This is a genomic window from Azoarcus sp. CIB (assembly GCF_001190925.1).
In the GTDB taxonomy this organism is placed as follows: domain Bacteria; phylum Pseudomonadota; class Gammaproteobacteria; order Burkholderiales; family Rhodocyclaceae; genus Aromatoleum.
The window spans coordinates 2,194,172-2,220,033 of sequence record NZ_CP011072.1 but is presented as its reverse complement, the minus strand read 5'-3'; the positions used below and the strand labels follow the sequence as shown (position 1 = coordinate 2,220,033).

Here is a 25,862-nt window from a genome sequence, read left to right as displayed (position 1 = left end):
GGTATAATTTCGCATTTTTCCCGCACGACGAACTCCGTTCGCGTCCCTCCCGATCCTTCGCACCGACTCAAATGGCCGAAATTCTCAAGCTGCGCGGCGCTCCGGCGCTTTCTTCCTCCCGCCTGGAGCGGCTATCGCGTACCGTTGCCGACGCGCTGCCCAAACTGAAGGGGCTTGCAGCCGAACATTGGTACCTCATCGAGATCAAGGAGCCGTTGAGCGCCGTGGAACTCGAGCGACTGGTGGATCTGCTGGGCGCGGTGCCCGCTGCGCCGCAGGCGCCGGCAGGCACGCCGCTCGTGGTCATGCCGCGGCTCGGCACGATCTCGCCGTGGTCGTCGAAGGCCAGCGACATCGCCAGCCAGTGCGGTTTCGACAAGGTTGTGCGCATCGAGCGCGGCATCGCCTACTCGCTGGACGTGCGGGGCGGCCTCGATGACCGGCAGTTCGCCGCGGTGCTCCCACTGCTGCACGACCGCATGACCGAATCGGTATTGCAGAACGTCGAGGCGGCCGAAGCGCTGTTCCATCACTACGAACCCAAGCCGCTGACGACCGTCGACGTCATTGGCGGCGGCCGTTCCGCGCTCGTCGCCGCGAACGGCGAGTTGGGGCTCGCGTTGTCGGAAGACGAGATCGACTATCTCGTCGACAACTTCACGCGCATGGGCCGCAACCCGACCGACGTTGAACTGATGATGTTCGCGCAGGCCAACTCGGAACACTGCCGCCACAAGATATTCAACGCGGACTGGGTCATCGACGCGCGCACGATGGACAAGACCCTGTTCGGCATGATCCGCGAGACGCACAAGGCGCATCCCGAAGGGACCGTCGTGGCGTATTCGGACAACGCGTCGGTCATCGAAGGCGCCGTGATCGACCGCTTCTATGCAGGTGCGGACGGGCAATGGCGCTTCCGTGAGGAAGAGACCCACATCCTCGCAAAGGTCGAAACGCACAACCATCCGACCGCGATTTCGCCCTTCGCGGGGGCTGCGACCGGTGCGGGCGGCGAGATCCGCGACGAAGGGGCGACGGGCCGCGGCTCCCGGCCCAAGGCCGGCCTCACCGGCTTCTCGGTGTCGAACCTGAACATTCCCGAATTCGTCCAGCCGTGGGAAACGCCCTACGGCAAGCCCGAGCGCATCGCATCGGCGCTCGACATCATGATTGAGGGTCCGATCGGCGGCGCGGCGTTCAACAACGAGTTCGGACGTCCCAACCTTGCGGGCTACTTCCGTGCCTTCGAGCAGGAAGTGCAGAGCGAGGTGCGCGGATACCACAAGCCGATCATGATCGCCGGCGGCCTCGGCAGCATCCAGGCGGAGCAGTCGCACAAGGTGCAGTTTGCGCCGGGAACGTTGCTAATCCAGCTCGGCGGTCCGGGCATGCTGATCGGACTGGGCGGCGGTGCTGCCTCCAGCATGACCACCGGAACCAATACGGCCGACCTCGACTTCGCGTCGGTGCAGCGGGGCAACCCGGAAATCGAACGCCGTTGCCAGGAAGTCATCGACGCGTGCTGGCAGCGCGGCGAGGCGAACCCGATCCTCGCGATTCACGACGTCGGCGCGGGCGGCCTGTCGAATGCGATGCCGGAGTTGGCCGACTCCGCCAGTCTCGGCGCGCACTTCGAGCTGCGCGAAGTGCACATCGAGGAGCCGGGCATGAGCCCGCGCGAGATCTGGAGCAACGAGTCGCAGGAGCGTTATGTCCTGGCGATCGCGCCGGAAAGCCTCGACGAGTTCCGTGCCATCTGCGAACGCGAGCGCTGCCCGTTCGCGGTGCTCGGCGCCGCGACTGCGGACGGCCACCTCACCGTGAGCGATCGCCATTTCGACAACAAGCCGGTCGACATGGAAATGCAGGTGCTGCTCGGCAAGCCGCCGAAGATGACGCGCAACGTGTCGCGCCGTGCCGTGCATGTGCCGCCGTTCGACGTCACCGACGTCGACCTGAAGGAGGCGTGCCTGCGTGTGCTGCGCCTGCCGACCGTTGCGAGCAAGAACTTCCTGATCACGATCGGCGACCGCTCGGTTGGCGGCATGACGGCGCGCGATCAGATGGTCGGCCCGTGGCAGATTCCGGTCGCGGACGTGGCCGTTACGGCGATGAGCTTCCACGGATACAAGGGTGAGGCCTTCGCGATGGGCGAGCGCACCCCGGTCGCCTGCCTGGATGCGTGTGCATCGGGTCGGATGGCCGTCGGTGAATCAATCACCAACATTGCCGCGGCCGATATCGCCGACCTTGGAAAGGTGAAGCTGTCCGCGAACTGGATGGCGGCTGCGGGCCATCGCGGCGAGGACGCGAAGCTGTACGACACCGTCAGCGCTGTGTCGCAGTTCTGCCAGGCGGCCGGGCTTTCGATCCCGGTCGGCAAGGATTCGCTGTCGATGAAGACGGCGTGGCAGGACGCGGGGCAGGATCGCCAGGTGGTCGCTCCGCTGTCGCTCATCGTGACCGCGTTCGCGCCAGTCGAGGACATCCGCCGTACGCTCACGCCGCAGCTGCAGTTCCCGGAAGGTGTGGACACCGAGCTCATGCTCATCGACCTCGGCAACGACCGTAACCGCCTCGGGGGCTCGGCGCTGGCCCAGGTGTTCGGTTCCGTCGGCGAACACGCGCCGGACGTCGACGCGGCACAGCTGGCGAAGTTCTTCGCGCTGATCCAGCAGTTCCGCCGCGACGGCCTGTTGCTCGCCTACCATGACCGCAGCGACGGCGGCCTGTTCGCGACGCTGTGCGAGATGGCCTTTGCGTCGAAGTGCGGCCTTTCGGTCGTGCTCGATACGGTGTGCTACGACCAGTACATGAACGACGTCGACGGCCTGGACAAGAAGCCGGACACGATCAAGGGCCGCTTGAACGACCGCCTGTTCGGCGGCCTGTTCGCCGAGGAGCTCGGCGCGGTGATCCAGATCCGTCGCGAGGACCGCGCGCGCATCACGACGCCGCTGCGCGACGCGGGGCTCACCTACCACTTCCTCGGCGAGCCGAACGAACGCGACGAGCTCCGATTCTGGCGCAACGCCAAGCTGGTGTTCAGCGCGCCGCGCGCCGAACTGCTGCAGACGTGGTCGGAAACGAGTTATCGCATCGCCCGCCTGCGCGACGACGCAGACTGCGCGCGCGAGGAGTTCGAAGCCCTTGCGGATGTATCCAATCCCGGCCTGAGCGTCGTCACGAGCTTCGACCCGGCGGAGGACATCGTCGCCCCGATGATTGCGACGGGTGCCCGTCCGAAGATCGCGGTCCTGCGCGAGCAGGGCGTGAACTCGCAGGCCGAGATGGCCGCCGCGTTCGAACGCGCGGGCTTCGCGCCGTTCGACGTGCACATGTCCGACCTGCAGGCGGGCCGCCGGCACCTGTCCGACTTCCACGGCCTGGCTGCCTGCGGCGGCTTCTCCTACGGCGACGTGCTCGGCGCCGGTCAGGGCTGGGCCAAGTCGATCCTGTTCAACGCCGCGCTGCGCGAGCAGTTCGAGGCCTTCTTCGGCCGCAGCGACACCTTCGCGCTGGGGGTGTGCAACGGCTGCCAGATGATGGCGAACCTCGCTGCCATCATCCCGGGTGCCGACCATTGGCCGACCTTCCATCGCAACCGCAGCGAGCAGTTCGAGGCGCGCTTCGTGATGGCGGAGATTCCCGAGAGCCCCTCCATCCTCTTCGCCGGCATGGCGGGCAGCCGCATGCCCATCGTGGTCAGCCACGGCGAGGGCAGGGCGGTGTTCGCGGAGGACGCCGATCGCGGCAGCGTGATCACCGCAGTGCGCTACGTCGACAACCACGGCAAGCCGGCCGCGAGCTACCCGTTCAACCCGAACGGTTCGCCCGACGGTCTGGCCGGCGTGACGACCGCGGACGGCCGGTTCACGATCATGATGCCGCACCCGGAACGCACCGCGCGTACCGTACAGATGAGCTGGCATCCCACGGCGCTTGGAGAAGATTCGCCGTGGATGAGGATGTTCCGCAACGCGCGGCGCTGGCTCGGCTGATCGGCCCGACGAAAGGTCCGACCCAAGGGCTGCCGAAGCGTGAAGCAGTTGGCAGCCGACTTTTTCCTCCGCTTGACTGCAGTCAAGGGAAACGGGAGCCTCGTCGCTAGAATGCCAGCGACCCGAGGCCTCCATCCGCCCATGCATCTCAAGCGCTCGACCCGCACCCTGACGGCATGGATCGCGTTGTTCGCGATCCTGCTCGGTGCCGTCATGCCGGCAATGAGCCATGCGCTGTCGCGGCTCGCCGGCGCCGAAACGCGCTGGGTCGAGGTCTGTACCGTCGCCGGCACCAAACTGGTCGCGGTCGACGATTCCACCGGCGACAGCAAGGGCGACAATTCCGACCTTTTTCCTGCGGAACGCTGCGCCTTTTGCGCGACGCATGGCGGGGCACCGGCGTTGCCGGCGCCGTACGTGGTGCCCTTTGCGCTGGAAGTCGGCAGCGACAAATTCCCCCGGCTGTACTTCCATTCCCCGCGCCCGCTGTTTGCGTGGATCAAGTCGCCTCCGCGCGCACCGCCACTCCTCGCCTGAACGTCCGTCGCCCCGATCCGCCTGACCGGTAGAGGACAGGCGCGGCGTCCACGGGGCGGAATCCCGGTCTTCATCAGCTACGTTTGCGGCGCTTCGACCCCGATACCGGGTTCTTCGCCGTATTCCCATTCGTCCGTGCCTGCGCCGGTTTGTCGCGCGGTTGCCGGGCGGATCGCCAGCCATGCAGGAGTGGAAACATGAAGCATTACATTGCAGCAGCCCTGTCCGTGATCGCCTTCTCGCTGCCCGCGCAGGCAGACATCAAAGTCGAGGAACCGTGGGTGCGCGCGACCGTGCCGCACCAGAAGGTTACCGGAGCCTTCATGCGGCTCACTGCATCGCAAGATGCGAAGCTGGTCGCGGCGGGCTCGCCGGTCGCCGGTACCGTCGAGATCCATGAAATGGCGATGGAGAAGGACGTCATGAAGATGCGCCCTGTCGCAGGGGTGACGCTTCCCGCCGGCCAGACCGTTGAACTCAAGCCCGGGGCGCATCACGTGATGCTGCTGGATCTGCGCCAGCCGCTGCAGCCCGGCGATACCGTGCCGCTGACCCTGACGGTGGAAGGGCGTGACGGCAAGCGCGAGACGCTCGAGGTCAAGGCTGCGGTGCGGCCGCTCGGCACGATCGGAGGCGCCGGCCATGGGCGCTGAACGAATCCGCGCCCTCGTCGCGCTGTCCTGCGCTTGCGCGATCGGCGGGGCTTCGGCGGCCGAGGCCGAAACCATCCTCGAACAGGTGACCGTCACCGGCACGCGCGAAAAGGAACGGCTGGTCGAGACGCCGGCTTCGGTCGGAGCGGTGAAGGCGGAGGCACTTGCGGCAGACAAGCCGGCCCATCCAGCCCAGGTCATGAACCAGATTCCGGGCGCTGCGGTCGCGGTGACCAACGGCGAGGGGCACACGACCTCGATTCGTCAGCCCTTCACGACGAGCCCGGTGTACCTGTTCCTCGAAGACGGCATTCCGTCCCGTTCGCCGGGCTTCTTCAATCACAACGCGCTGTACGAGATCAACGTGCCGCAGGCGGGCGGCATCGAGGTGAACCGCGGCCCGTCCTCGGCGTTGTACGGTTCGGATGCCATCGGTGGCGTCGTTAACGTGCTGACGCGCGTGCCCCCGCCGAAGACCGAGCTCGGGGGCTCCGTCGAGATCGGCGAACACGGCTGGCGGCGCGCGCTGCTGAGTGGCGGCTCGGGTTACGCAAACGGCGGTTTTCGCGCCGACCTGAATCTCTCCGCGACCGACGGATGGCGCGACGATACCGCCTACGACCGCAAGAGCGGCACGCTGCGCTGGGACCACTTCATCGGCGACAGCACTTCGCTGAAGACCGTCCTCGGCTTCTCCGAGATCGATCAGGACACGGGCGCCAATTCACCCCTCGTGCGCGAGGACTACAGGCACGACCCGAAGCGCAACTACCTGCCGATCGCCTTCCGCAAGGTCAGCGCGCTGCGCCTGTCGAGCAGTTTCGAGCACGAGACCGCGGATTCGCTGCTGTCGATCACGCCCTACGTGCGCGACAACAGCATGGACCTGCTGGCGAGCTTCGCGCTGCGCTTCGACCCGAGTCTTGCCGAGACGCGGAACCAGTCCTACGGCCTGATGGCGAAGTGGCGCCAGGATTTCGCGCCCATGCGTGCGCGCCTGATCGCGGGCGTCGATCTCGACATGAGCCCCGGATCGCGGCGCGAGAACCGGATCAATGCGACGACGCGCGGAAGCGGTGCGAGCCAGGAATTCATCGACTACACCGTGGGGCCGCGCATCTACGATTACGACGTCGAATATCGCGGCATCTCGCCCTACCTGCACGGCGAGATTTCGCCCACCGACAGGCTGCGCCTGACCGTAGGACTGCGTTACGACGACATGCGCTACGCCTTCCGCAACGACTTCGCCGCGGGGGCCGTCCAGGCGGGAACCAGCTTTTACGGCCAAGCGGCTGACAGCACGGTGAGTTTCCGTCGCGTGACGCCGAAGTTCGGAGCGACGTATGCGCTCGATCGCGATACCCACCTGTTCGCCTCATACAACCAGGGGTTCCGCGCGCCGTCGGAGTCGCAGCTCTTCCGTCCGTCGAGGGCGACGAGCCGTGCATCGGCGCTGGCGCTCGCGCAGTCCGCGGTCGAACTGGAGGCTATCCGCGCCGAACAGTTCGAGCTTGGTATTCGTGGCGTGGTTGCCGGCGTGTCCTACGATCTGGTCGCCTATGACCTGACGAAGCGCGACGACATCGTGAGCCAGCGTGATCCGGAAACGACGCAGACGATCACGACCAATGCCGGCAAGACGCGTCACCGTGGTGTCGAACTCGGGCTCGGTGTGCCGCTGCATCGCGCCGTCAGGCTCGATGTCGCGATGTCTTATGCATGGCATGAATTTGAAAATTGGGAAACGGAAAGAGACGATTTCGGTGGCAACGAGCAGGCCAGCGCGCCGCGCTTCATGTCCAACACCCGCTTAACTTGGACGCCGACGGCCGCGATCCGGGCGCAGCTCGAGTGGTCGAGGATCGGATCCTACTGGCTCGACGACGCGAACACGGTGAAATACGGTGGCCACAACCTCTTCAACCTGCGCGGGAATTACGCGCTCAACCCGACCTGGTCGCTATTCGGCAGCGTCCAGAATCTGACCGACAAGCGCTACGCCGAAAGCGCGCAGCTGTCGACTCGGAGCACCCCGGTCTATTCGCCGGGATTGCCGCGTACGGTGATCGCAGGTGTGGAGGCGAAATGGTGAGCGCTGCCATGCCCTTGAGCGCAACGCGACGGGCGATGATGGCTGTGCTGGGGGCGTTCGTGATCGCGAACGCCGGCGCGGCCGAAGTTCAGCCGGCTCGGCACATGCACGGAACGGCCGGCGCCAAGCCGGCGCGACCGGAGTTGGGAACAAGCACGGCCTTCGCACCCGACGGCGCGCTGTACGCCGTGACGAAGGACGGCCAGCATGTGCTCCTTCATCGCAGTGCGGACGATGGGCGCAACTGGGAGGCGCCCGTCGTCGTCAATGCGGAACCGGAGCAGATCGCGGCCGACGGCGAAAATCGACCCAAGCTTGCCTTCGATGCCGACGGTGCGGCACTGGTGTCATGGACCCGGCCCTTGGCGAAGCGCTTCACCGGCGAGATCCGCTTCGCACGTGCCGATGACCGGCGCCACTTCACGGCGCCCGTCACGGTGCATCGCGACCGCCAGGAGATCACCCATCGCTTCGAGTCGCTCGCCGTGACCGGCGCCGGCAAGGTCGTGCTGGCGTGGATCGACAAGCGCGACCTCGAACTCGCGCAGGCGGCGAATCGCGATTACCGCGGCGCGGCAATCTACGCGGCCATCTCGGAGGACGGTGGGCGCAGTTTTCGCACCGAGCAGAAGATCGCCGACCATTCCTGCGAATGCTGTCGCATCGGGATCATCGGGGATACGGATGGGCTCCCGCTGCTGATGTGGCGCCATGTCTTCGAACCCAACGAGCGCGACCATGCGGTGGTCAAGCTGAGCGCGGAAGGGGCGCCCGGACAGGTTGCGCGCGCCACCTTCGACCGCTGGCGCATCGACGCCTGCCCGCACCACGGCCCCTCGCTCGCCGTCGCGCCTGACGGCACGCGTCACGCAGTGTGGTTCAACGAGAAGGATGGCGAAGGGCGTGTCTTCTACGGGCGCTTGAAAGACGGTCGGGTGGACGGGCAGCGCGCGTTGGGCGGCGAGCGGGCGGCGCATGCGGACATCGCGACCGCGGGGCGGCACGTCGCCATTGTCTGGAAGGAATTCGACGGTGAGCGCACGCGCCTGCAGGCCGAGGTATCGGCAGACGGCGGCGCGACCTTCAGTGCGCGGGCACTAGCGGCCACCGGTGGCGCATCGGACCAGCCGCGCGTGATCCGTCGCGGCGACGCGCTGTTCGCATTCTGGCGGACGGAGAACGAAGGCATGCAGGGGTACCGGCTGGAATGAAGATCCGACGCATCGTTGCGAGCTTGTCCTGGTGCGTTGCCGCTGCCTGCGGCGCGACTGAATTCCAGGCCCTGGACCGGTCCGCCGCCGCCCGGATCGTCACTCCGTCGAGCCACGCGGTGCCGACGATCGTCGCCCTGTGGTCCTCGGAATGTGTCCACTGCAAGAAGAACCTCAAGCTCTTTGCCGAGATGGCCAAGACCGACCCCAGGTTCAGGCTGGTCACGGTGGCCGTGGAGCCGCAGTCTGCCGGATTGGCCGAACCGCTGGACCTGCTTGCCGTGCCCGGGCAGCGCTTCGCCTACGGGCCGGAATCCCCCGAAGCCCTCGGGTACGCGCTCGATCCGAAGTGGCGCGGCGAGCTGCCGAGAACGATCTTTTTCGACGGGAAGGGCGGCAAGACCGCCTTGTCGGGCGTTGTCACGGAGGCGACGGTGCGGTCGTCCCTCGGTCTGCAGACGAACCCATGAATCCGCTGGCCGGACAGTGAAAAGGGCGGCCGAAGCCGCCCTTTGCCTGTAGCAGGCCCAGCCGCCGGTCGGCAGCCGGTTGGGGCTTACATCCCCTGGTAGATCGGTCCTTCACCGCCCTGCGGCACGACCCAGTTGATGTTCTGCGTCGGGTCCTTGATGTCGCAGGTCTTGCAGTGCACGCAGTTCTGCGCGTTGATCTGCAGGCGGGGGTTCGATCCCGATTCGTCGCGGACGATCTCGTATACGCCGGCCGGGCAGTAGCGCTGCTCGGGCGCGTCGTACTTCGCGAGGTTCACCGCGATCGGCACCGAAGCATCCTTCAGCTGCAGGTGACAGGGCTGATCTTCCTCGTGGTTGGTGTTCGACAGGAACACCGAGGAGAGTCGGTCGAAGGTCAGCACGCCGTCGGGCTTCGGATAGTCGATTTTCGGGCACTCCGACGCGAGCTTCAGCTTGTCGTGGTCCGAGCTGTTGTGCAGCGTCCACGGCGCCTTGCCTTTGAGCACCTTCTGGTCGAAGCCGAAGAGGAGCGACCCCATCCACAGGCCCTTCTTCATGTAGGGCTTGAAGTTGCGCGTCTTGTGCAGCTCATCAAACAGCCAGCTGTTCTTGAAAGCTTCCGGGAAGGCCGAGAGCTCGTCGCGCTGGCGTTCTGCCGCGAGGGCTTCGAACGCGGCGTCCGCGGCCAGCATGCCGCTCTTGATCGCGGCGTGGCTGCCCTTGATGCGTGCGGCGTTGAGGAAGCCCGCGTCGTCACCGATGAGCGCGCCGCCCGGGAACACCAGCTTGGGCTGGCTCTGCAGGCCGCCGGCGGCGATCGCGCGCGCACCGTAGGCCAGACGCTTGCCGCCTTCGAGGTACTTGCGGATCTCCGGATGCGTCTTGTAGCGCTGGAACTCCTCGAACGGCGAGAGGTGCGGATTCGTGTAGTTGAGGCCCACGACGTAGCCGATCGCCACGAGGTTGTCCTCGAGGTGATAGACGAAGCCGCCGCCGTAGGTGTCGGAGGGCAGGGGCCAGCCGGTGGTGTGCACGACCACGCCCGGCTCATGACGCTCGGCGGGGACTTCCCACAGCTCCTTCAGGCCGATGCCGTAGGTCTGCGGATCGACGCCGTTCCGGAGGTTGAACTTAGTTTCGAGCTGCTTGCCCAGATGCCCGCGGCAGCCTTCGGCAAACAGCGTGTATTTCGCGTGCAGTTCCATGCCCGGCTGGTAGGCGGGGCCCTGTTCGCCTTCGCGCGTGACGCCCATGTCGCCGGTCGCCACACCCTTCACAGCGCCCGTCTCGTCGAACAGGATCTCGGCCCCCGCAAAACCCGGATAGACCTCGACGCCCAGTGCTTCGGCCTGCTCGCCGAGCCACTTGGCGACGTTGCCCAGGCGCACGATGTAGTTGCCGTGGTTCAGGAAACAGTCCGGCAGAAGGCCGGTGGGGACCTTGCGCCCGCCCGTTTCGTTGAGGAAGATCACGCGGTCTTCAGTGACCTCGGTGGTCAGCGGCGCGCCCTGTTCCTTCCAGTCGGGGATCAGCTCGTTCAGCGCGCGCGGGTCCATCACGGCTCCGGAGAGAATGTGCGCGCCGATTTCGGCGGCCTTCTCGATCAGGCAGACGGATATATCGCTGCCTTTTTCGGCCGCCAGTTGCTTCAGCCTGATCGCCGCAGCCAACCCCGCGGGGCCGCCGCCGACGATCAGGACGTCGAATTCCATCGATTCGCGTTCCATTCAGTTCTCCATTTGAATACGCGCATATTGGTTTTGTGCATCGCGGGGATGCAGTTTAATACATGCATGCCCTTGGACGCGCACGTCACCTGTCGCACCGGTGCATATCGAACATACGGTACCGTATGTTAGAGTGTCTTGTCGAGCCAAACCAGAGGAATCGATTGAATGGAACAGGAACGAAAGTTGGTCCATACCACCCGCATCCCGGTGCGCTGGGGCGACATGGATTACTACGGGCACGTCAATAACACCGTGTATTTCCGCTATTGCGAGCAGGCGCGCATTGAATGGATCGAACAGCTCGGATTCAGAGTAGATCCAAATTGCGGTACGGGGCCGGTCGTGATCAACGCCAGCTGCACCTTCCTGCTGCCGGTGAATTATCCGGCGACCGTGATCGTGAAGATGTATGCAGGCGAACCCGGCAGGAGCAGCGCGATGACCTGGTATGAGCTCTTCGTCGAGGGCGACGAGCGGCTCTATGCGGAAGGTGCGTCCAAGGTGGTGTGGATGGACATGGGCACGAACAAGTCGGTGCCGCTGCCGGAAGGACTGCGCGCTTCTCTCTGACGCATCATCGCCCGTCAGATCGGGTACAGTCCGGGGCGAATATGACACATTTTTGTGCGATCGCGCATGTCCTCATCCTGTCCGGAGCGGATCGGGAACGTCGAAGCGCGGGCGACCCCCGATACGCCGGTACGGTTCCGCGATCGCGCCGGGCCGGCCACCTGAACGCTGCGAATTCATAGGGAGATCCGATGATGCTGATGAACTGCGAGAAGTCCGTACTGCTGATCGTGGACGTGCAGGAGCGCCTCGCGCCGGCGATCGACGAGGGCGAGGCTATCGTGCGCAACTGCGTTTGGCTTGCCGGCGTCGCCGCGCGCATGGGGGTGCCGATGGTCGTCACGGAGCACTTCCCGGACAAGATCGGGGGCACTGTCGCCGAAGTGAAGGCTGCGGCCGTCGCTGCCGGGGCGCAGTTCGTCACCAAGGAGCATTTCTCGGCCGAGGCGGACGGATGCCTCAGGGGCACGGCCATCGACGACCGGCGGCAGGTCGTCGTGTGCGGAACGGAGGCTCATGTGTGCGTCCAGCAGACCGCGTTGGGGCTGCGCTGGGCCGGCCGCGACGTCTTTGTGGTGGCGGACGCCGCCGGCTCGCGGCGATCGAGCGATCGGGACCTGGCGTTCGCGCGCATGCGCGGTCACGGCATCGAGATCGTGTCGCGGGAAATGGTCGCCTTCGAGTGGCTGCGCCGAGGCGGTACCGAGCTCTTCCGCGGAGTGAACCGCGACTTCATCCGCTGATCGTTTCGGGGAACAGCGGCTCGTCGTCTGGCGTGCGCCATTGGCGCGGCATGTCGCATCATCTCCCTGTCGCTGCGATCTGCACCGCAATAAGGGGCGAGAAGCAGGTCGCAGAAGCTGTGGCGGCCGAAGGCTCCGAGCAGGATCAGGCGCCGCCCGTTCGCCCGCGCCGCTTCGCGTTTCGCGCTCGTGACGGCATTTACGACCACACCGTTTTCGGCCGGGGAAATCGGCAGGTGCCGCACATCGCTTCCGGCCCGCGGGCCTCTTCGGTTATGATCGCGCTTTCCCGCAGCAACGTTCCCATGACCAAATACGTCTTCGTTACCGGCGGTGTCGTGTCCTCTTTGGGCAAAGGCATTGCAGCGGCCTCGCTGGGGGCCATTCTCGAATCCCGCGGCATCAAGGTTACCCACCTCAAGCTGGATCCCTACATCAACGTCGATCCGGGCACGATGAGCCCGTTCCAGCACGGCGAGGTCTTCGTGACCGAGGACGGCGCCGAGACCGACCTCGATCTGGGCCACTACGAGCGCTTCACCAGCGCCCGCATGAGCAAGCGCAACAACTTCACCACCGGCCAGATCTACGAAGCGGTGATCAAGAAGGAGCGCCGCGGCGAATATCTCGGCAAGACGGTGCAGGTCATCCCGCACATCACCGACGAGATCAAGCAGTACATCAAGCGCGGCGCCGAAGGTGCCGACGTGGCGATCGTCGAGGTCGGTGGCACCGTGGGCGACATCGAGTCGCTGCCCTTCCTCGAGGCGATCCGCCAGATGGGGTTCGAGGAGGGCCGCAATGGCACCTGCTTCATCCACCTGACGCTGGTTCCGTACATCCCGACCGCGGGCGAACTGAAGACCAAGCCGACGCAGCATTCGGTGAAGGAGCTGCGCGAGATCGGCATCCAGCCCGACATTCTGCTGTGCCGCGCCGACCGTTCGATCCCCGCCGACGAGCGCCGCAAGATCGCGCTGTTCTGCAACGTGATGCACGAAGCGGTCATCGAGTGCCTCGACGCGAACTCGATCTACAAGATCCCCGGGCAGCTGCACGACCAGATGCTCGACGAAATCGTCTGCCACAAGCTCAACATCCTCGCGCGCGCGGCAGACCTGAGCGTGTGGGAAAAGCTCGTCCATGCGCTCGAGAACCCGAAGCAGACCGTTGACGTCGCCTTCGTGGGCAAGTACGTCGACCTGACCGAATCCTACAAGTCGCTCATCGAAGCGCTTAACCACGCCGGGATGCACACCGAGAGCAAGGTGACGATCCACTACCTCGACTCCGAGGATATCGAGCGCGACGGCTGCAAGGCGCTGGAAAAGATGGATGCCATCCTGGTGCCGGGCGGCTTCGGCAAGCGCGGCACCGAGGGCAAGATCGCCGCGATCCGCTACGCACGCGAGAACAAGGTTCCCTATCTGGGCATCTGCCTGGGCATGCAGCTCGCCGTCGTGGAGTTTGCCCGCGACGTTGCCGGCATGGCCGGTGCGCATTCGACCGAGTTCGAGCGCGATACGCAGTATCCGGTGATCGGCCTGATCACCGAATGGCAGGATCGCACCGGCAAGGTCGAAAAGCGCAGCGAAAGCTCCGATCTCGGCGGCACGATGCGCCTCGGCGCCCAGCTGTGCCACCTTGCCGACGGCTCGCTGGCGCGCGAGGTCTACGGTTCCGCCGACGTCGTCGAGCGTCACCGCCACCGCTACGAAGTGAACAACAAGCTGCTCTCGCAACTCGAAGAGAAGGGTCTGGTCGTCTCCGGCCGCGCTCCGGGCACCGACCTGTGCGAGATGATCGAACTGCCGGCCGACGTGCATCCGTGGTTCGTCGGCTGCCAGTTCCACCCGGAATTCACTTCCAACCCGCGCAAGGGACATCCGCTATTCACGGCCTACGTGAAGGCGGCGCTGGCGCGCAAGGCGGCCGCTGCGGCGGCCTGAGGGAGTCGCGATGAAACTCTGCGGATTCGAGGTCGGCCTCGACAAGCCGTTCTTCCTGATTGCCGGGCCGTGCGTGATCGAGTCGCGCGACATGGCCTTCGAAACGGCCGGCGCGCTGAAGGAGATCTGCGCCGAGCTGGCGATCCCCTTCATCTACAAGTCGTCGTACGACAAGGCCAACCGCAGTTCGGGCAAGTCCTACCGCGGTACGGGCATGGAGAAGGGGCTCGAGATCCTCGCCGACGTGCGCAAGCAGCTCGGCGTGCCGGTGCTGACCGACGTGCACGCGATCGAGGAAATCCCGGCCGTGGCGGCCGTCGTCGACGTGCTGCAGACCCCGGCCTTCCTGTGCCGCCAGACCGACTTCATCCATGCGGTCGCCGCCAGCGGCAAGCCGGTGAACATCAAGAAGGGGCAGTTCCTGGCCCCCGGCGACATGAAGAACGTCGTCGACAAGGCGCGCGAGGCCAACGGCGGTGCGGACACCATCATGGTGTGCGAACGCGGTGCATCGTTCGGTTACAACAATCTCGTGTCGGACATGCGCAGCCTTGCGATCATGCGCGAAACGGGCTGCCCGGTCGTGTTCGATGCGACCCATTCGGTGCAGCTGCCGGGCGGGCAGGGCACGGCCTCGGGCGGACAGCGCGAGTTCGTGCCGGTGCTGGCGCGCGCGGCCGTGGCGGTGGGCGTGGCGGGATTGTTCATGGAAACTCATCCCGATCCGGCGAAGGCCCTGTCGGACGGCCCGAATGCGTGGCCCCTGCCGAAGATGAAGGCGCTGCTGGCGACGCTGAAGGACATCGACAGCTTGGTGAAGCGCCACGGCTTCATGGAACTGGCCGTCTGAAGCGGCTGCCTGCGTTTCGATCAACCCATTTTTGACCCCTGGAAGGACAGGAATACCCATGAGTGCAATCGTTGATGTCATTGCCCGCGAAATTCTGGATTCGCGCGGCAACCCGACCGTCGAGGCGGACGTTCTGCTCGAATCCGGCGTGATGGGCCGCGCGGCGGTGCCGTCGGGCGCCTCGACCGGTTCGCGCGAAGCCATCGAACTGCGTGACGGCGACGCCGCGCGCTACCTGGGCAAGGGCGTCCTGCGTGCGGTCGAGAACGTCAACACCGAGATCTCGGAATCGATCATCGGCCTCGACGCCGAGGAACAGTCCTTCATCGACCGGACCCTGATCGAGCTCGACGGCACCGAGAACAAGTCGCGCCTCGGCGCCAACGCGATGCTGGCCGTGTCGATGGCCGTCGCGAAGGCTGCCGCCGAAGAGGCCGGCCTGCCGCTCTACCGCTACTTCGGTGGTTCGGGCCCGATGGCGATGCCGGTGCCAATGATGAACGTCATCAACGGCGGCGCGCATGCCAACAACAGCCTGGATATCCAGGAATGCATGATCATGCCCGTCGGCGCGACCAGCTTCCGTGAGGCGCTGCGTTGCGGCGCCGAGATCTTCCATCACCTGAAGAAGCTCACCGACAAGAAGGGCTACCCGACGACCGTCGGCGACGAGGGCGGTTTCGCGCCGAACGTCGGCAGCACCGAGGAAGCCCTTAACATGATCCAGGACGCGATCTCGGCCGCCGGTTACGAGCCGGGCCGCGAGGTGGTGCTGGCACTCGACTGCGCGGCGTCGGAGTTCTACAAGGACGGCAAGTACGTCCTCGCGGGCGAAGGCCTGACCCTGAGCTCGGAAGGCTTCGCCGACTATCTCGCGACGCTGGCCGACCGTTTCCCGATCGTGTCGATCGAGGACGGCATGGCGGAGAACGACTGGGCCGGCTGGAAGACGCTGACCGACAAGCTCGGCCGCAAGATCCAGCTCGTCGGCGACGACCTGTTCGTGACCAACACGAAGATCCTCGAGCAGGGCATCGACCAGGGCATCGCCAACTCGATCCTCATCAAGATCAACCAGATCGGCACGCTGTCGGAAACCTTCGCCGCAGTCGAGATGGCTAAGCGCGCTGGCTACACTGCTGTGATCTCGCACCGTTCGGGCGAGACCGAGGACTCGACGATCGCGGACATCGCGGTCGGCCTCAACGCGATGCAGATCAAGACCGGCTCGCTGTCGCGTTCCGACCGTATCTCGAAGTACAACCAGCTGCTGCGCATCGAGGAAGATCTCGGCGATACCGTCAGCTACCCGGGCCGTCGCGCCTTCTACAACCTGCGCGTGCGCTAAGCGTTCCGCGGTCGGCGGCGGCCCGCGAGGGCCGTCCGCATTGATTCGATGCACAAGGCCGGCGATGAATTCGCCGGCCTTCTTTTGATTACGAGCAGATTTTCATCCTTATGCGCTGGCCTCTGGTCATCCTCGTCCTGCTGGTGGCACTCCTGCAGTACCCGCTCTGGCTGGGCAAGGGCGGCTGGCTGCGGGTATGGGACGTGGACCGTCAGCTGCAGGAGCAGCGCGAGAAGAACCGCGCACTGGAACAGCGCAACGCGGGCCTGGAGGCCGAAGTGCGCGATTTGAAGTCCGGCAACGAAGCGATCGAGGAACGCGCACGCTTCGAGCTCGGGCTGACCAAGCCCGGCGAAGTCTTCGTTCACACCCCCCGGCAGAAGCCCTGACGGCGGCTCCCTCCGGGGCGTGCGGCCTGCTCAGAGCACTTCGGCGATCGCTTCCCGCTGCAGCAGCTCGCCCTCGAATTCCACGAGCTCGGGTCCGAGCGCATCACGCGCCGACACCATTCCTACGGGGCGACCGTTGTCCACGATGGGCACGTGGCGGAACCCGCCTTCGAACATCAGGTGCAATGCGTGGCCGAGCGGCATCTCGGGCGTTGCGGTCATCACGCGCGAGGTTATCACGCGGGCGATCGGCGTCGTCTGAGGATCCAGACCTGCGGCCAGCACTCTGACGAGGGCGTCGCGTTCGGTAAAGATGCCGATGAGATTGCCGCCTTCGGTGACCATGATCGATCCGACCTTGGCTTCGGCCATGAGGCGCGCGGCGTCGCTGACAGTGAGGTGGGCGGGACCCGTGAGGATGGGGCGGCCGGCGATGACCTCGTTGATCTTACGTGTATGCATGGTTCTGCTCCTGCCGAAGGTTTGATGAGATGCTTCCTGTCAGCGTCGGCGGGTGCAGCGCCGCCCCGGGTTGTGGGCGCCCGGGCCGCCTTGTTCAACTGTCCGCCAGGAGCGTCCTGGCGCCGTCGAATCTGGATCGGAAATAGGGGCTGTCGAGCCGTTCGACGCGCACGCGACCGCGGCTCGATGGCGCATGCACGAACTTGCCTTCGCCCATGTAGATGCCCATGTGGGAGTAAGGTCGGTTCATCGTGTTGAAGAATACGAGGTCGCCCGGCTGGAGCACCGCGAGGCTGACCGGCCGCGTTCGGTCGGCAATCTGCGCGGCATTGTGCGGCAGGCGGCGGCCGGAGATCTGCTCTACGACATAGGAAACCATGCCGCTGCAGTCGAGGCCCGCGTCGGGATTGCGGCCGCCGAAGCGGTAGCCGGTGTCGATCAGGCCCAGCGCGAAGATGACCATCTCGCGCGAATGCTCGGGGTCGTCGAGGACGAAATAGTCGGCGCTTGCGCGTCCGGAAGGGACGGTTGGTGCGGAGGAGACGTCGGGCCGCGGGGCCGGGACGCTGCCGCAGGCTGCGACCAAGGCTGCGATCGCAGATGCCGTCAGGGCATGAAGCAGCTTGCGGACGACCATGGAGCTCCCCTGCACATTATCCCCAAACGATAGGGAAATAGTCGTCGGGTGTCCAGCGGGGCCGAACGCGCGGACGTTTCCGCCCCGGGGTCAGAGCGAGGCCTTGCGGATGGCGCTGCAGGCCTGACTTTCGGGCAGTCCCGGTCTTTCGAGTACGGCCTGGTCTCCGCTGGCCGAGAGTACCGTATAACCGTCGGAATACTTTTCGCCGCTGGCCGACTTCTCGCCCGTGAGGGCGAAGATGCCGGCGCCCGTGCGCAGGCGCACGTGGCCTTCGAAGTACTCGACGGTGAATTGCTCTCCACCGGGGCAGGTGTAGCTGACGACCCGCGAACCGTCGCGGGTCCAGGCGGTGCCGGCGAGGGAACCCGCGCCAATGAGTAGTGCGGAAAGGGCTGCCAGTTGGCGATCGAGGCGCATTTAGTGTCTTATAGAAGCGTGCGGCGGGTGTGTGCCGCGTTAGTCCGTCAGTTCGATGGTGCCGCTGACGGTGACGATGATTTCGGTCTCGCCGGCTTCGACGGGCATGGGCGAGGCCTCTGCGGCGAATGCCGCCGCCGCGCGCGCCGCGGGGAAGGGGGGGCGGGGGCTGCCACCGTGGGCGACGGAGAGATGGCGAATCCGCCACGGCTTGTTCAGCGTGGCGGCGATGGCGCCGGCGCGCTCCTGAAAGGCGCGGATTGCGTCGGTGGCGGCGAGGTCGGCGGTGCTCTTGCGGGTTTCGGGCGAGGGCTGCAGGGTCAGGCCGGAAAGTGCGAGCGTTCCCTGGAGCTTGCCGACGAGTTCGGTGAGGGCGGGGAGGTCCCGGCTTTCGAGCTGGATGTCGGAGCGCATGCGCCAGCTTTCGATGCGCCGGCCTTCCTTGCCATAGACCGGAAAGGTGGCCGTGCCGGCAGACTTCGCCTTCACCGTTGCCTGGGCGCGCGCCTGTTCGAGTGCCGCCGCAATGGCGCTGTTGACCTTGCGCGCGAGCGCGCCGGGATTGCGGTCGTCCGCCTCGAAATAAAGGGTTGCGATGGCGAGGTCGTTGGGTGCCGCGCGGCGGGCGTCGGCCGACAGCTCGACCGTGGTGGCCCCGCTGTCCGCTTTCGGTTCGGTTGCGTGGCTCGCCGTGGAGGCGAGCAGCGGAAGCGCCAAGATCAGCAGGCAGCGTTGCAGGGCCGTAGGTATGTGCATATTCCGTTCGGAAGGCATCAAGGCGCGCAGTGTAACGCGACGGCGTACAGCGGCAAGCGTTCAGCGCACACGTGTTGTAATTGTGTGTAAAGCGATGGCGGCTGCAGTGCAGCCGACCGGGGGGATTGCCGCGATGGGTCGCCTAGAGCACCAGGTCGCCGTGGGAGAGGGCGAGCTGTCCGACGTTGATTGCGAACTCGGGCTTCGCGTCGGCGTCGACGTTGCCGTACAGGATGCCGCCGGCGAACTGGAGCTGGCCTGGTGCATAGAAGGCCGACCCGGCGGCGACGAAGGTGGCGTCGAAGGCGTCGTTTTCCGCGGTAAGGAGGTTCGCGTCGATGAGGGACAGGTCGAGGAGGTCTTCGCCGATCGCGAAGTCCGAGATCATGTCGGCTTTACGGGCAGTCGCACTGGTATCGGAGATGGCGTCGAAGCGGAAGACGTCGTGGCCGGCGCCGCCGCTGAGGATGTCGCGCCCCCCCGCGCCGATCAGGGTGTCGTCGCCGCTGCGGCCGTCGAGGGTGTTGAGTCCGGCGTTGCCGACGATGACGTTGTTGCCGTCGTTGCCGGCGCCGTTCGCGCGCGCGCGGCCGGTGAGGGTGAGGTGTTCGAGGTCGGCGCCGAGGGCAAAGGAGACGGTGCTGCGCACCGTGTCGATGCCGCCGAGCAGGCCGTTCGATTCGATCACGATGTCATTGCGGTTGTCGACGACATAGGTGTCGTCGCCGTTGCCGCCGGCGAGGCGGTCGGCACTCCGGCCGCCGTCGAGCAGGTCGTGGCCGAAGCCGCCGTCGAGCGAATCCGCGCCGCCGAGGCCGAACAGCTGGTCGTCGGCGTCGGTACCGGTGAGGACGTTGGCGCGGCCGGTGCCCGAGACCGTGATCCCGGCAACGGGCGCAGCACGCTGACCGCCGATGAGTTCGTTGGCGCTTCGGGTGACGTCATTGGCGAAGCGGAAGTATTCGGTGCCGGTGATGGTGTCGACCCCGGTCGACTGGTTTTGGAACGTGAAGATTCCGGTGGCGGCGTCGTAGATGATCGCGTAGCTGCCGAGGTCCGCGCCCAAGGTGGCCCAGTCGATACCCGTGCCGCCGTCGAGGTGGTCGTTGCCGCCACCGCCGAGGAGCTCGTCGTCGCCGCTTTGGCCGTAGATGGTGTCGTTGCCGCCGCCGCCGTCGAGACGGTTCGCGAGGGTGTTGCCGCTGATCGAATCGGAGCCGTCGCCGCAGACGACGTTCTCGATGTCCGTCGAGTATGCGACGGCGATGTTGTTGGTCATGTCGTTGCAGGAGCTGTAGGCTCCCGGCGCGATATCGACTGTGCTGCCCGACGACCAGCCGCTGAGGTTGAGGGTGTCGTTTCCGCCTGCGTCGTAGAGGATGAGGACAGGATGGGCGTTGCGCGCGAAATCGAGGATCTCCGCCATCGCGCCGCTGACATTTGAGCCGAAGCCGTAGGTGGTGTCGCCGGGACGGGTCGTACGGTCGGCGCCATATATGCTCTGGATCGCCAGTACGTCGTCGAGCATGGGGGTTTGGGGCTGATAGAGCCGGCCGTCGGAGCCGACCCAGTCGGCCCATGCGACCTGGCCGGTTCCGGCCGACCATGAGCCGTAGGACGGACCGAAGTAGGACATGACGGACAGGACCGTGCTGTCCTGGTAGCTCGTCGGCTCGGGCGCGTAGCCGTTGTAGTCGCCCATGTGGTCCAGACCCAGGGCGTGGCCGACCTCATGGACATAGGTCAGGTAGCCATAGCTGCCGACCTCGGGGTCGGCCAGGGAGGCGTCGCCGGACCTGAACCAGACGCTTCCGTAGGACGGGAAGTAGGCGTGGGCGTAGTCGGCGTTGAGGGTGAGTCCGAATTCGACGTCGGACGCGGAGCCCGATACTTCCGCGAACGACGGGGCGATCAGTTCGTCCCACGAGGCGAGCGCCACTTCGGCGTACGCCTGCTGGGTTGCGTCCAGCGGCCGGAAGGAGCTGCCTTCGTCGGTCCAGAACAGGTCGGCGGCGATGACCGGGAAGGCGTAGGTGATGGTGCTGCCGACCCAGTGGAAGCCCGAATCGAGCTGGTCGATGATCTGCTGCGTCGAGAGTGATGCCAGCGCCATGTGCGCCTCCGTGTCCGTACAGGATGGTTAGCCGGACAGGCGAATCGTTCATGGCGTCGCAGGGGCGACGCGCAGCGCCCCGGCTGCCTTCCGTCGGAGTGGAATTTTACAGGCAATCCGTGCGGGAATCCTCTCCGTAGTTTCCGTTTGCACCCGGTTGCGGGGTACGTCAGCTGTCGAGCGCGGCGTGAAGTTCCGCTGTCGCCGCCTTCATGTCTTCGATGAGGGGTAGATAGGGTTCGCCGAGCTCGGCGCGGGCCTGCGCGGCGGCGTCGAAATCCTTTTTCATCCACTCGAAATGTCCGCCGGCCATGACGTTGCCGATGTAGACGATGTCGGTGAGGTTGCGCGGATATTCGGGCATGGGGCGGGGGTGATCGTGGTCGCGCGTGGCGATGGCGATTTCTTCGGGGATGCCGAGGGCGAAGAGGAGCGACTCGCCAATGCTCTCGTGCCACTGGTAGACAAGGTGCTTGACGGTATCCGGCCGTTGACGCAATTCGTCGTACTGCGAGGCGCGATAGAGCATGTAGCTGGCGCCCAGGTCATGCACCAAGCCGGCGAACAGCGCCTGCTCGGCGGTTACGCGACCGAACTTGCGCGCGAGAACGGAACAGGCGGCAGCGGTGGTCACGGAATGCGTCCACAGCCGTCGGGATATGCCGTCAAAGTCGGTGAGGTCCTTCGCCAGCAGAAGTTGCTTCATCGCGATGCCGAGCGCGAGGGAACGTACCGACTTCGTGCCGATGCGCATGATCGCGGATTGCAGATCCTTGCACGGCGCGCCGTCGCGGCGGTTGAGCACGGAGTTGGCAACGCTCAGCAGGCGGCTGCTGATCATGGGGTCGAGACTTACGGCGGTGCTGATCTTCTCGATCGGAGCATCCGGGTCGTCGAGCAGCTCGCGCAGGCGGATGGTGACGTCGAAACAGGTCGGGAAGACCAGTTTGCGCGACATCTCGCTGGCGATGTCTTCCAGCATCTGGAAACGCTGGGCCTTCAGTGCATCGCCGGTCTTGTCTTCTTCGGGTGTGGTGGACATTGCAGGTAGTGCGGGGGCGGGGTAGTTTGTCGAGCGTCCGCGATCGGCAATCGTCTTCGGGTGGGAGCTGGATCGACCGTCGCGGACGATTCGGAATTATGGACTTCGAATGAGACGTAGGTCCGTGACGAATTCCTGCGCGTCGCCGATGGCGATTTTCGCAAAGGACGGGTGCAAGGGGTTGAGGAGGTAGTTCGTTTCCGACGGGATCACCGCACTGGGAACGGCGAGCACGGCGGCGGAATTGCCCTTCGCCCAGTCGCTGCCGAGACCCTGCAGGTGTTCGCGCGCCGCGAGCCTGCGCCAGTCGCCGGGTAACTCGTCCACGGCGATACGGTCGATGCGCAGGCCGCTCGGGAATCTTGCCGGAATGACCACGTAGCGGGCGCGCAAGGGTTCGTCCTGCACGAGCATTTCGAGCATGGCCAAGGACTGTGTCGCAGCGGTATACACCATCGGGACGCCTTTGCGATTCCAGCGTCCGCCGTACAAGCGCGCGCCTTCGCCCGAGAATGCCGAATCCGCAAAGCGCGCTGTCACCAGACGCCACACCGTGAGCATCAGGCGAATACGCCGTGCTCGATACGGCCGAGGGTGTCCAGCACGCTCTCGGCACCGATATCCGTGTCCATGAGCGACAGCGGCACCGCAGTGCCGAGGGCCGTGTTGGGCGACTTCAGCCAGTGCATGGCAAGGTCCGGATCCTCGAAGACCTCCTGGGCGCGCTCGGCGACTCGCGCGAGGCGTACCAGCTTGGCGGATTCCTCGCTGTTGAGGGTGCCTTCCTTCTTGCGCCGCGCCAAGGTCCGCTCCGGAATGCCCAAGGCTTCGGCAAGTTCGGCCTGCGTGACGTGCAGCGTCTTCGTCGCCGAATCGACGGCGGCCGAGGAAATGCCGCGGCGGATGACGGATACCCAGTCGAGCGCCGTCCGCGGCCTTGCATGCAGCACGCCCTGGCCGCCGAGCACGGATTCGATCGAAAGCGAGGGGGTGGGCGGAAGGGCCGCGACAGGGGGACTCATGGGGAACTCCATTGGTGCCATCTGGCTTCAATTATAGGCAAATTTGGCGGGCGTAGGTGTTCAGAGTGGCTTGTCCGGTATTGTCGAGAGCACCTGATCGAGGAAATCGCGCAAGGGCATGCGAAAGCCGGCGGCGTTGGGGTGACCGCCGCCGCCGTAATGTTCGGCGATGCGCGCGACGTTCACGACGTTGCAGCCGCGTAGCGATGCCTTCACGAAGCCGTCGCCGGCGAGCTGCCAGACGAGGCCGAAGGTGCGCGAGCGTTCGGCGAGCCGTCCGCCTAGTTCGGACGCGAATACGGCGCTGGCGTTGATTGCCAGGCCGCCGACCCGCTCGTCGTGCGGGGAGACCGCGGCGCCCGGCGCGATGGTGGACTGCAAGCCCACGGGCATCACCAGCGCACTTGCCGCGAGCCGATCGACCTCGATGGCGAGGAAGCGGTCGACGGCTTCGCCTTCGTCGAGCAGGGCACGGTGGGCGGGGGACGTCGCATCCTCGCTTGCGCGCACGATCGGATCCCAGGTCGGGAAGGCGAAGTCGCGCATGCGCAGTGCGCGGCAGAAGGGGCGCGTGCCGGGGAGCCGGAAGCGCCACATGTCCTGGTCTTCGATGTGTGCGAGCGCTGCTGGGACGGCCGTATCGGGGTGGAAATGTGCCCATGCGAGCCGGGCGCCGGAGCGTTCGAGATCGAAGATCACCGTCAGCTTGCGGGCGGGATCGTGATGGCGTGCGCCGCTGCTCCCTTCGTCGGCGTGCAGCAGCTCCGCCCACGCCGCGTGGGCGCTGGCATGGTGATCGATCAGGCAGACCGAGCGGGCCCGCGCGGCCATGCGCTCGAGTTCTGCGCGGGGAAACGAGAAATCGAGGATGAAGACGTCGCGCCCGGCGACGTCTTCGACCTGCCAGGCGTTTCCGTAGTGCACCGGCAGGTAGCGTGCGGCATCGCCCAGGCGGCGCCAGGCGGCGTAGGCCGCGCCGAAGCCGTCGAGGCAGTCGGCGTGGTAGTAGATGGTGGCGGGTGTGGTCATGGTCCGTTCCATCATGCCACAGGGCGGGTGGAACGGACCGTCGGCGGCCGGTGGTCCGGAGCGGCCGCGACGGGCTTCAGGACGCGCTTCGCACAAGTGCCGCCAGCCGCTCCAGCCCGACATCGGCCTGCTCCGCGGTTGCATGGCTGAAATTGAGCCGCAGCTGGCCGCAGGCCTCGACCTCGTATGGCAGGAAGGGCTCGCCCGGCATGAAGGCGACGTTCGCTGCGATGGCCTTCGGCAGGAGCGTGCGGGTGTCGATCTGCTGCTTCAGGGTCAGCCAGAAGAAGAGGCCGCCGGGGGGCGTGCGCCACGTGGCGATGTCGCCGAAATGTCGGCGGAGGGCCTGTTCGAACGCATCGCGGCGGACGCGATAGCTCGCGACGAGGGCGTCGATGCGCGCTTGGCGCGCGGGATCGTTGAGCTGCTGCAGCACCACCCACTGGCTGACACGGTTGCTGTGCAGATCGGCAGCCTGCTTGAGGCGCGTCAGGAATGGGAGCAGTTCGGGCGAGGCGACGAGGTAGCCCAGCCTCAGTCCGGGAGCGAGGCTCTTGGAAAAGGAGCCCTGGTAGATCCATGGCGTGTGCCGCAGCCCGGCGCACAGCGGCGTGCGTTCGCAGGGATCGTAGGCGAGGTCGCGGTAGGGGTCATCCTCGAACACGGGGATCCGCGCTTCGTCGAGGCTGGCGGCCAGCGCGGCGCGTTGCGCGGCGTCGAGGCAGCGTCCGCTCGGATTCTGGAAGGTGGGGATGACGTAGGCGAACGCGGGCTTCTCTTGCACGAAGGATGCCGTATCGGGTGCCTCGGCGTCGTAGGCGAGCAGACGTGCGCCGAAGAAGCGGAACACCTGCAGGGCCGCGAGGTAGGTCGGGGACTCCACTGCAACCGGGGTCTGCGGATCGATGAACAGTTTCGCGACGAGGTCGATGCCCTGCTGCGACCCGGAGACGATCAGGACCTGATCGGCCGTGCACTCCAGGCCCCGCGTGCGCAAGTCAGCGGCGATCCATTCGCGCAGCGGGCGCTCCCCCTCGCTGGGACCGTACTGCAGCGCATTCTGCGGCATGGTGTCGAGGGACAGCCGCGGAAAACTGTCGCCGGAGGGCAGGCCGCCAGCGAACGAGATCATGCCCGGCCGATCGACGACGGCGAGGATTTCGCGGATCGGCGATGCGTGCAGGTCGCGGGTGCGGGTGGAAAATGTGGGGAGGGCGGATAGCTGGGCGGTCATCGTGGCGTCCGGTGAAATGTCAACAAGCTTGACCTATGGACAAGGTAATGGTTCGCCTTCTAGCATGTCAATATGGTTGACCAAAATTTCTCCTGCGACCACTCCGCGCCCGCTTCCGATGAAGCCAGGCTGCGCACTGCGATCGAGCTGCTGTACTTCGGCTATCGCGCCTTCACCGCGCCACCGGATCGCATCCTCGAAGAGCGCGGCCTCGGACGGGTGCATCACCGCATCCTGTATTTCGTCGGCCGCAATCCGCACGTTTCGGTGAATGCCTTGCTGGGCGTGCTGGGCGTGAGCAAGCAGGCCCTGAATGCACCATTGCGGCAACTGGTCGAGATGGGGCTGGTCGCGACGGACACCGCCGCGCACGACCGGCGCGTCCGTCAGTTGCGGCTCACCGCAGCGGGCGAGGCACTGGAAGCACGCCTCACCGGCGCCCAGATGGTCCAGCTGGAGGCCGCGTTTGCGCAGGCAGGCGCCGGGGCCGAGGCGGGGTGGCACGCGGTCATGGAATGCCTCGTCGGCGGGGGAAGATAGCCGGCTTCTCGCGGCGGATGCGGCGGACACGTGCGCGGGGTGATAATTGTCCGCA

General features: G+C 65.9%; 24 protein-coding genes. 13 read left to right on the top strand and 11 right to left on the bottom strand.

What is annotated here, in order from left to right; all coding sequences use genetic code 11:
* Window positions 1–71: 71 nt before the first annotated feature.
* The 6 genes from purL (at window position 72) to AzCIB_RS09785 (ending at window position 8,970) form a co-directional block, all read left to right on the top strand.
* Complete coding sequence (purL, locus tag AzCIB_RS09810) at window positions 72–4,004, top strand: phosphoribosylformylglycinamidine synthase (RefSeq protein ID WP_050415726.1); 3,933 nt, start codon at window positions 72–74, stop codon at window positions 4,002–4,004.
* A 141-nt stretch (window positions 4,005–4,145) separates the two neighbouring features.
* A complete protein-coding gene (locus tag AzCIB_RS09805) occupies window positions 4,146–4,541 on the top strand; it encodes a DUF2946 domain-containing protein (protein WP_050415725.1) in 396 nt (131 codons plus the stop codon).
* Between the two features lie 197 nt (window positions 4,542–4,738).
* Window positions 4,739–5,194 (top strand): copper chaperone PCu(A)C, encoded by a 456-nt coding sequence (locus AzCIB_RS09800; protein ID WP_050415724.1) that lies wholly within the window; start codon window positions 4,739–4,741, stop codon window positions 5,192–5,194.
* Window positions 5,184–7,289, top strand: a complete 2,106-nt coding sequence (locus tag AzCIB_RS09795) for a TonB-dependent receptor (protein ID WP_050415723.1) — start codon at window positions 5,184–5,186, stop codon at window positions 7,287–7,289. Before AzCIB_RS09800 ends, AzCIB_RS09795 begins: the two co-directional genes overlap by 11 nt.
* Window positions 7,283–8,500 (top strand): exo-alpha-sialidase, encoded by a 1,218-nt coding sequence (locus AzCIB_RS09790; RefSeq protein WP_232299405.1) that lies wholly within the window; start codon window positions 7,283–7,285, stop codon window positions 8,498–8,500. The genes AzCIB_RS09795 and AzCIB_RS09790 overlap by 7 nt, the downstream gene beginning before the upstream one ends.
* On the top strand, window positions 8,497–8,970 hold the full coding sequence (locus AzCIB_RS09785) for a thioredoxin domain-containing protein (protein ID WP_050415721.1): 474 nt from the start codon (window positions 8,497–8,499) through the stop codon (window positions 8,968–8,970). The genes AzCIB_RS09790 and AzCIB_RS09785 overlap by 4 nt, the downstream gene beginning before the upstream one ends.
* A gap of 86 nt (window positions 8,971–9,056) precedes the next feature.
* On the opposite strand, the gene AzCIB_RS09780 is transcribed toward AzCIB_RS09785, so the two are convergent.
* Entirely contained in the window at window positions 9,057–10,700 is a 1,644-nt protein-coding gene (locus AzCIB_RS09780; RefSeq protein WP_050415720.1) for an electron transfer flavoprotein-ubiquinone oxidoreductase, read from the bottom strand.
* A 168-nt stretch (window positions 10,701–10,868) separates the two neighbouring features.
* Between AzCIB_RS09780 and AzCIB_RS09775 the strand changes: the two genes are divergently transcribed.
* The 6 genes from AzCIB_RS09775 (at window position 10,869) to ftsB (ending at window position 16,552) form a co-directional block, all read left to right on the top strand.
* Window positions 10,869–11,273 carry an acyl-CoA thioesterase gene (locus AzCIB_RS09775; RefSeq protein WP_050415719.1) on the top strand — a complete coding sequence of 135 codons (405 nt, stop codon included), beginning with the start codon at window positions 10,869–10,871 and terminating at the stop codon, window positions 11,271–11,273.
* Window positions 11,274–11,467: 194 nt separating this feature from the next.
* The gene (locus AzCIB_RS09770; RefSeq protein WP_050418316.1) at window positions 11,468–12,016 is read left to right on the top strand and encodes an isochorismatase family protein; all 549 of its coding nucleotides are present in this window, start codon (window positions 11,468–11,470) and stop codon (window positions 12,014–12,016) included.
* Window positions 12,017–12,321: 305 nt separating this feature from the next.
* Window positions 12,322–13,965 (top strand): CTP synthase, encoded by a 1,644-nt coding sequence (pyrG, locus tag AzCIB_RS09765; RefSeq protein ID WP_050418315.1) that lies wholly within the window; start codon window positions 12,322–12,324, stop codon window positions 13,963–13,965.
* 10 nt (window positions 13,966–13,975) lie between these two features.
* Entirely contained in the window at window positions 13,976–14,815 is an 840-nt protein-coding gene (gene kdsA / locus AzCIB_RS09760) for a 3-deoxy-8-phosphooctulonate synthase (RefSeq protein ID WP_050415718.1), read from the top strand.
* A 58-nt stretch (window positions 14,816–14,873) separates the two neighbouring features.
* A complete protein-coding gene (eno, locus tag AzCIB_RS09755; protein ID WP_050415717.1) occupies window positions 14,874–16,163 on the top strand; it encodes a phosphopyruvate hydratase in 1,290 nt (429 codons plus the stop codon).
* 110 nt (window positions 16,164–16,273) lie between these two features.
* On the top strand, window positions 16,274–16,552 hold the full coding sequence (ftsB, locus tag AzCIB_RS09750) for a cell division protein FtsB (RefSeq protein ID WP_050415716.1): 279 nt from the start codon (window positions 16,274–16,276) through the stop codon (window positions 16,550–16,552).
* 30 nt (window positions 16,553–16,582) lie between these two features.
* Here ftsB and AzCIB_RS09745 read toward each other — a convergent pair whose 3' ends face one another.
* The 10 genes from AzCIB_RS09745 to AzCIB_RS09700 all read right to left on the bottom strand — a co-directional run bounded on the left by AzCIB_RS09745 (window position 16,583) and on the right by AzCIB_RS09700 (window position 25,267).
* Window positions 16,583–17,014 (bottom strand): CBS domain-containing protein, encoded by a 432-nt coding sequence (locus AzCIB_RS09745; protein ID WP_050415715.1) that lies wholly within the window; start codon window positions 17,012–17,014, stop codon window positions 16,583–16,585.
* A 94-nt stretch (window positions 17,015–17,108) separates the two neighbouring features.
* Entirely contained in the window at window positions 17,109–17,651 is a 543-nt protein-coding gene (locus tag AzCIB_RS09740; RefSeq protein WP_050415714.1) for a C40 family peptidase, read from the bottom strand.
* A 90-nt stretch (window positions 17,652–17,741) separates the two neighbouring features.
* The gene (locus AzCIB_RS09735; RefSeq protein ID WP_050415713.1) at window positions 17,742–18,071 is read right to left on the bottom strand and encodes an MliC family protein; all 330 of its coding nucleotides are present in this window, start codon (window positions 18,069–18,071) and stop codon (window positions 17,742–17,744) included.
* A 39-nt stretch (window positions 18,072–18,110) separates the two neighbouring features.
* Complete coding sequence (locus tag AzCIB_RS09730) at window positions 18,111–18,827, bottom strand: SIMPL domain-containing protein (RefSeq protein WP_050415712.1); 717 nt, start codon at window positions 18,825–18,827, stop codon at window positions 18,111–18,113.
* A gap of 142 nt (window positions 18,828–18,969) precedes the next feature.
* Window positions 18,970–20,940 carry a M10 family metallopeptidase gene (locus AzCIB_RS09725; RefSeq protein WP_050415711.1) on the bottom strand — a complete coding sequence of 657 codons (1,971 nt, stop codon included), beginning with the start codon at window positions 20,938–20,940 and terminating at the stop codon, window positions 18,970–18,972.
* A gap of 169 nt (window positions 20,941–21,109) precedes the next feature.
* Window positions 21,110–21,982 carry an HDOD domain-containing protein gene (locus tag AzCIB_RS09720; RefSeq protein ID WP_050415710.1) on the bottom strand — a complete coding sequence of 291 codons (873 nt, stop codon included), beginning with the start codon at window positions 21,980–21,982 and terminating at the stop codon, window positions 21,110–21,112.
* Between the two features lie 96 nt (window positions 21,983–22,078).
* Window positions 22,079–22,543, bottom strand: coding sequence for an RES family NAD+ phosphorylase (locus tag AzCIB_RS09715; protein WP_050415709.1), 465 nt, complete (start codon window positions 22,541–22,543; stop codon window positions 22,079–22,081).
* Window positions 22,543–23,004 (bottom strand): Xre family toxin-antitoxin system antitoxin, encoded by a 462-nt coding sequence (locus AzCIB_RS09710; protein ID WP_050415708.1) that lies wholly within the window; start codon window positions 23,002–23,004, stop codon window positions 22,543–22,545. The genes AzCIB_RS09715 and AzCIB_RS09710 overlap by 1 nt, the downstream gene beginning before the upstream one ends.
* A 60-nt stretch (window positions 23,005–23,064) precedes the next feature.
* Complete coding sequence (locus AzCIB_RS09705; RefSeq protein ID WP_050415707.1) at window positions 23,065–24,033, bottom strand: DHHA1 domain-containing protein; 969 nt, start codon at window positions 24,031–24,033, stop codon at window positions 23,065–23,067.
* Window positions 24,034–24,109: 76 nt separating this feature from the next.
* The gene (locus AzCIB_RS09700; RefSeq protein ID WP_083446950.1) at window positions 24,110–25,267 is read right to left on the bottom strand and encodes an aminotransferase-like domain-containing protein; all 1,158 of its coding nucleotides are present in this window, start codon (window positions 25,265–25,267) and stop codon (window positions 24,110–24,112) included.
* A gap of 72 nt (window positions 25,268–25,339) precedes the next feature.
* Here AzCIB_RS09700 and AzCIB_RS09695 point away from each other — a divergent pair, with 72 nt between their 5' ends.
* On the top strand, window positions 25,340–25,807 hold the full coding sequence (locus tag AzCIB_RS09695) for a MarR family winged helix-turn-helix transcriptional regulator (RefSeq protein ID WP_050415706.1): 468 nt from the start codon (window positions 25,340–25,342) through the stop codon (window positions 25,805–25,807).
* Window positions 25,808–25,862 lie beyond the last annotated feature (55 nt).

What these genes read in the sequence shown, in the direction of transcription:
- AzCIB_RS09730 (WP_050415712.1), bottom strand. Translation starts at nt 18,827, where the DNA reads ATGCACATACCTACGGCCCTGCAACGCTGCCTGCTGATCTTGGCGCTT.
- AzCIB_RS09795 (WP_050415723.1), top strand. Translation starts at nt 5,184, where the DNA reads ATGGGCGCTGAACGAATCCGCGCCCTCGTCGCGCTGTCCTGCGCTTGC.
- AzCIB_RS09780 (WP_050415720.1), bottom strand. Translation starts at nt 10,700, where the DNA reads ATGGAACGCGAATCGATGGAATTCGACGTCCTGATCGTCGGCGGCGGC.
- AzCIB_RS09770 (WP_050418316.1), top strand. Translation starts at nt 11,468, where the DNA reads ATGCTGATGAACTGCGAGAAGTCCGTACTGCTGATCGTGGACGTGCAG.
- AzCIB_RS09710 (WP_050415708.1), bottom strand. Translation starts at nt 23,004, where the DNA reads ATGAGTCCCCCTGTCGCGGCCCTTCCGCCCACCCCCTCGCTTTCGATC.
- AzCIB_RS09800 (WP_050415724.1), top strand. Translation starts at nt 4,739, where the DNA reads ATGAAGCATTACATTGCAGCAGCCCTGTCCGTGATCGCCTTCTCGCTG.
- AzCIB_RS09785 (WP_050415721.1), top strand. Translation starts at nt 8,497, where the DNA reads ATGAAGATCCGACGCATCGTTGCGAGCTTGTCCTGGTGCGTTGCCGCT.
- kdsA (WP_050415718.1), top strand. Translation starts at nt 13,976, where the DNA reads ATGAAACTCTGCGGATTCGAGGTCGGCCTCGACAAGCCGTTCTTCCTG.
- AzCIB_RS09740 (WP_050415714.1), bottom strand. Translation starts at nt 17,651, where the DNA reads ATGGTCGTCCGCAAGCTGCTTCATGCCCTGACGGCATCTGCGATCGCA.
- AzCIB_RS09720 (WP_050415710.1), bottom strand. Translation starts at nt 21,982, where the DNA reads ATGTCCACCACACCCGAAGAAGACAAGACCGGCGATGCACTGAAGGCC.
- AzCIB_RS09790 (WP_232299405.1), top strand. Translation starts at nt 7,283, where the DNA reads ATGGTGAGCGCTGCCATGCCCTTGAGCGCAACGCGACGGGCGATGATG.
- AzCIB_RS09700 (WP_083446950.1), bottom strand. Translation starts at nt 25,267, where the DNA reads ATGACCGCCCAGCTATCCGCCCTCCCCACATTTTCCACCCGCACCCGC.
- AzCIB_RS09715 (WP_050415709.1), bottom strand. Translation starts at nt 22,543, where the DNA reads ATGCTCACGGTGTGGCGTCTGGTGACAGCGCGCTTTGCGGATTCGGCA.
- eno (WP_050415717.1), top strand. Translation starts at nt 14,874, where the DNA reads ATGAGTGCAATCGTTGATGTCATTGCCCGCGAAATTCTGGATTCGCGC.
- AzCIB_RS09735 (WP_050415713.1), bottom strand. Translation starts at nt 18,071, where the DNA reads ATGCGCCTCGATCGCCAACTGGCAGCCCTTTCCGCACTACTCATTGGC.
- AzCIB_RS09775 (WP_050415719.1), top strand. Translation starts at nt 10,869, where the DNA reads ATGGAACAGGAACGAAAGTTGGTCCATACCACCCGCATCCCGGTGCGC.
- purL (WP_050415726.1), top strand. Translation starts at nt 72, where the DNA reads ATGGCCGAAATTCTCAAGCTGCGCGGCGCTCCGGCGCTTTCTTCCTCC.
- AzCIB_RS09705 (WP_050415707.1), bottom strand. Translation starts at nt 24,033, where the DNA reads ATGACCACACCCGCCACCATCTACTACCACGCCGACTGCCTCGACGGC.
- pyrG (WP_050418315.1), top strand. Translation starts at nt 12,322, where the DNA reads ATGACCAAATACGTCTTCGTTACCGGCGGTGTCGTGTCCTCTTTGGGC.
- AzCIB_RS09695 (WP_050415706.1), top strand. Translation starts at nt 25,340, where the DNA reads ATGGTTGACCAAAATTTCTCCTGCGACCACTCCGCGCCCGCTTCCGAT.
- AzCIB_RS09805 (WP_050415725.1), top strand. Translation starts at nt 4,146, where the DNA reads ATGCATCTCAAGCGCTCGACCCGCACCCTGACGGCATGGATCGCGTTG.
- AzCIB_RS09725 (WP_050415711.1), bottom strand. Translation starts at nt 20,940, where the DNA reads ATGGCGCTGGCATCACTCTCGACGCAGCAGATCATCGACCAGCTCGAT.
- ftsB (WP_050415716.1), top strand. Translation starts at nt 16,274, where the DNA reads ATGCGCTGGCCTCTGGTCATCCTCGTCCTGCTGGTGGCACTCCTGCAG.
- AzCIB_RS09745 (WP_050415715.1), bottom strand. Translation starts at nt 17,014, where the DNA reads ATGCATACACGTAAGATCAACGAGGTCATCGCCGGCCGCCCCATCCTC.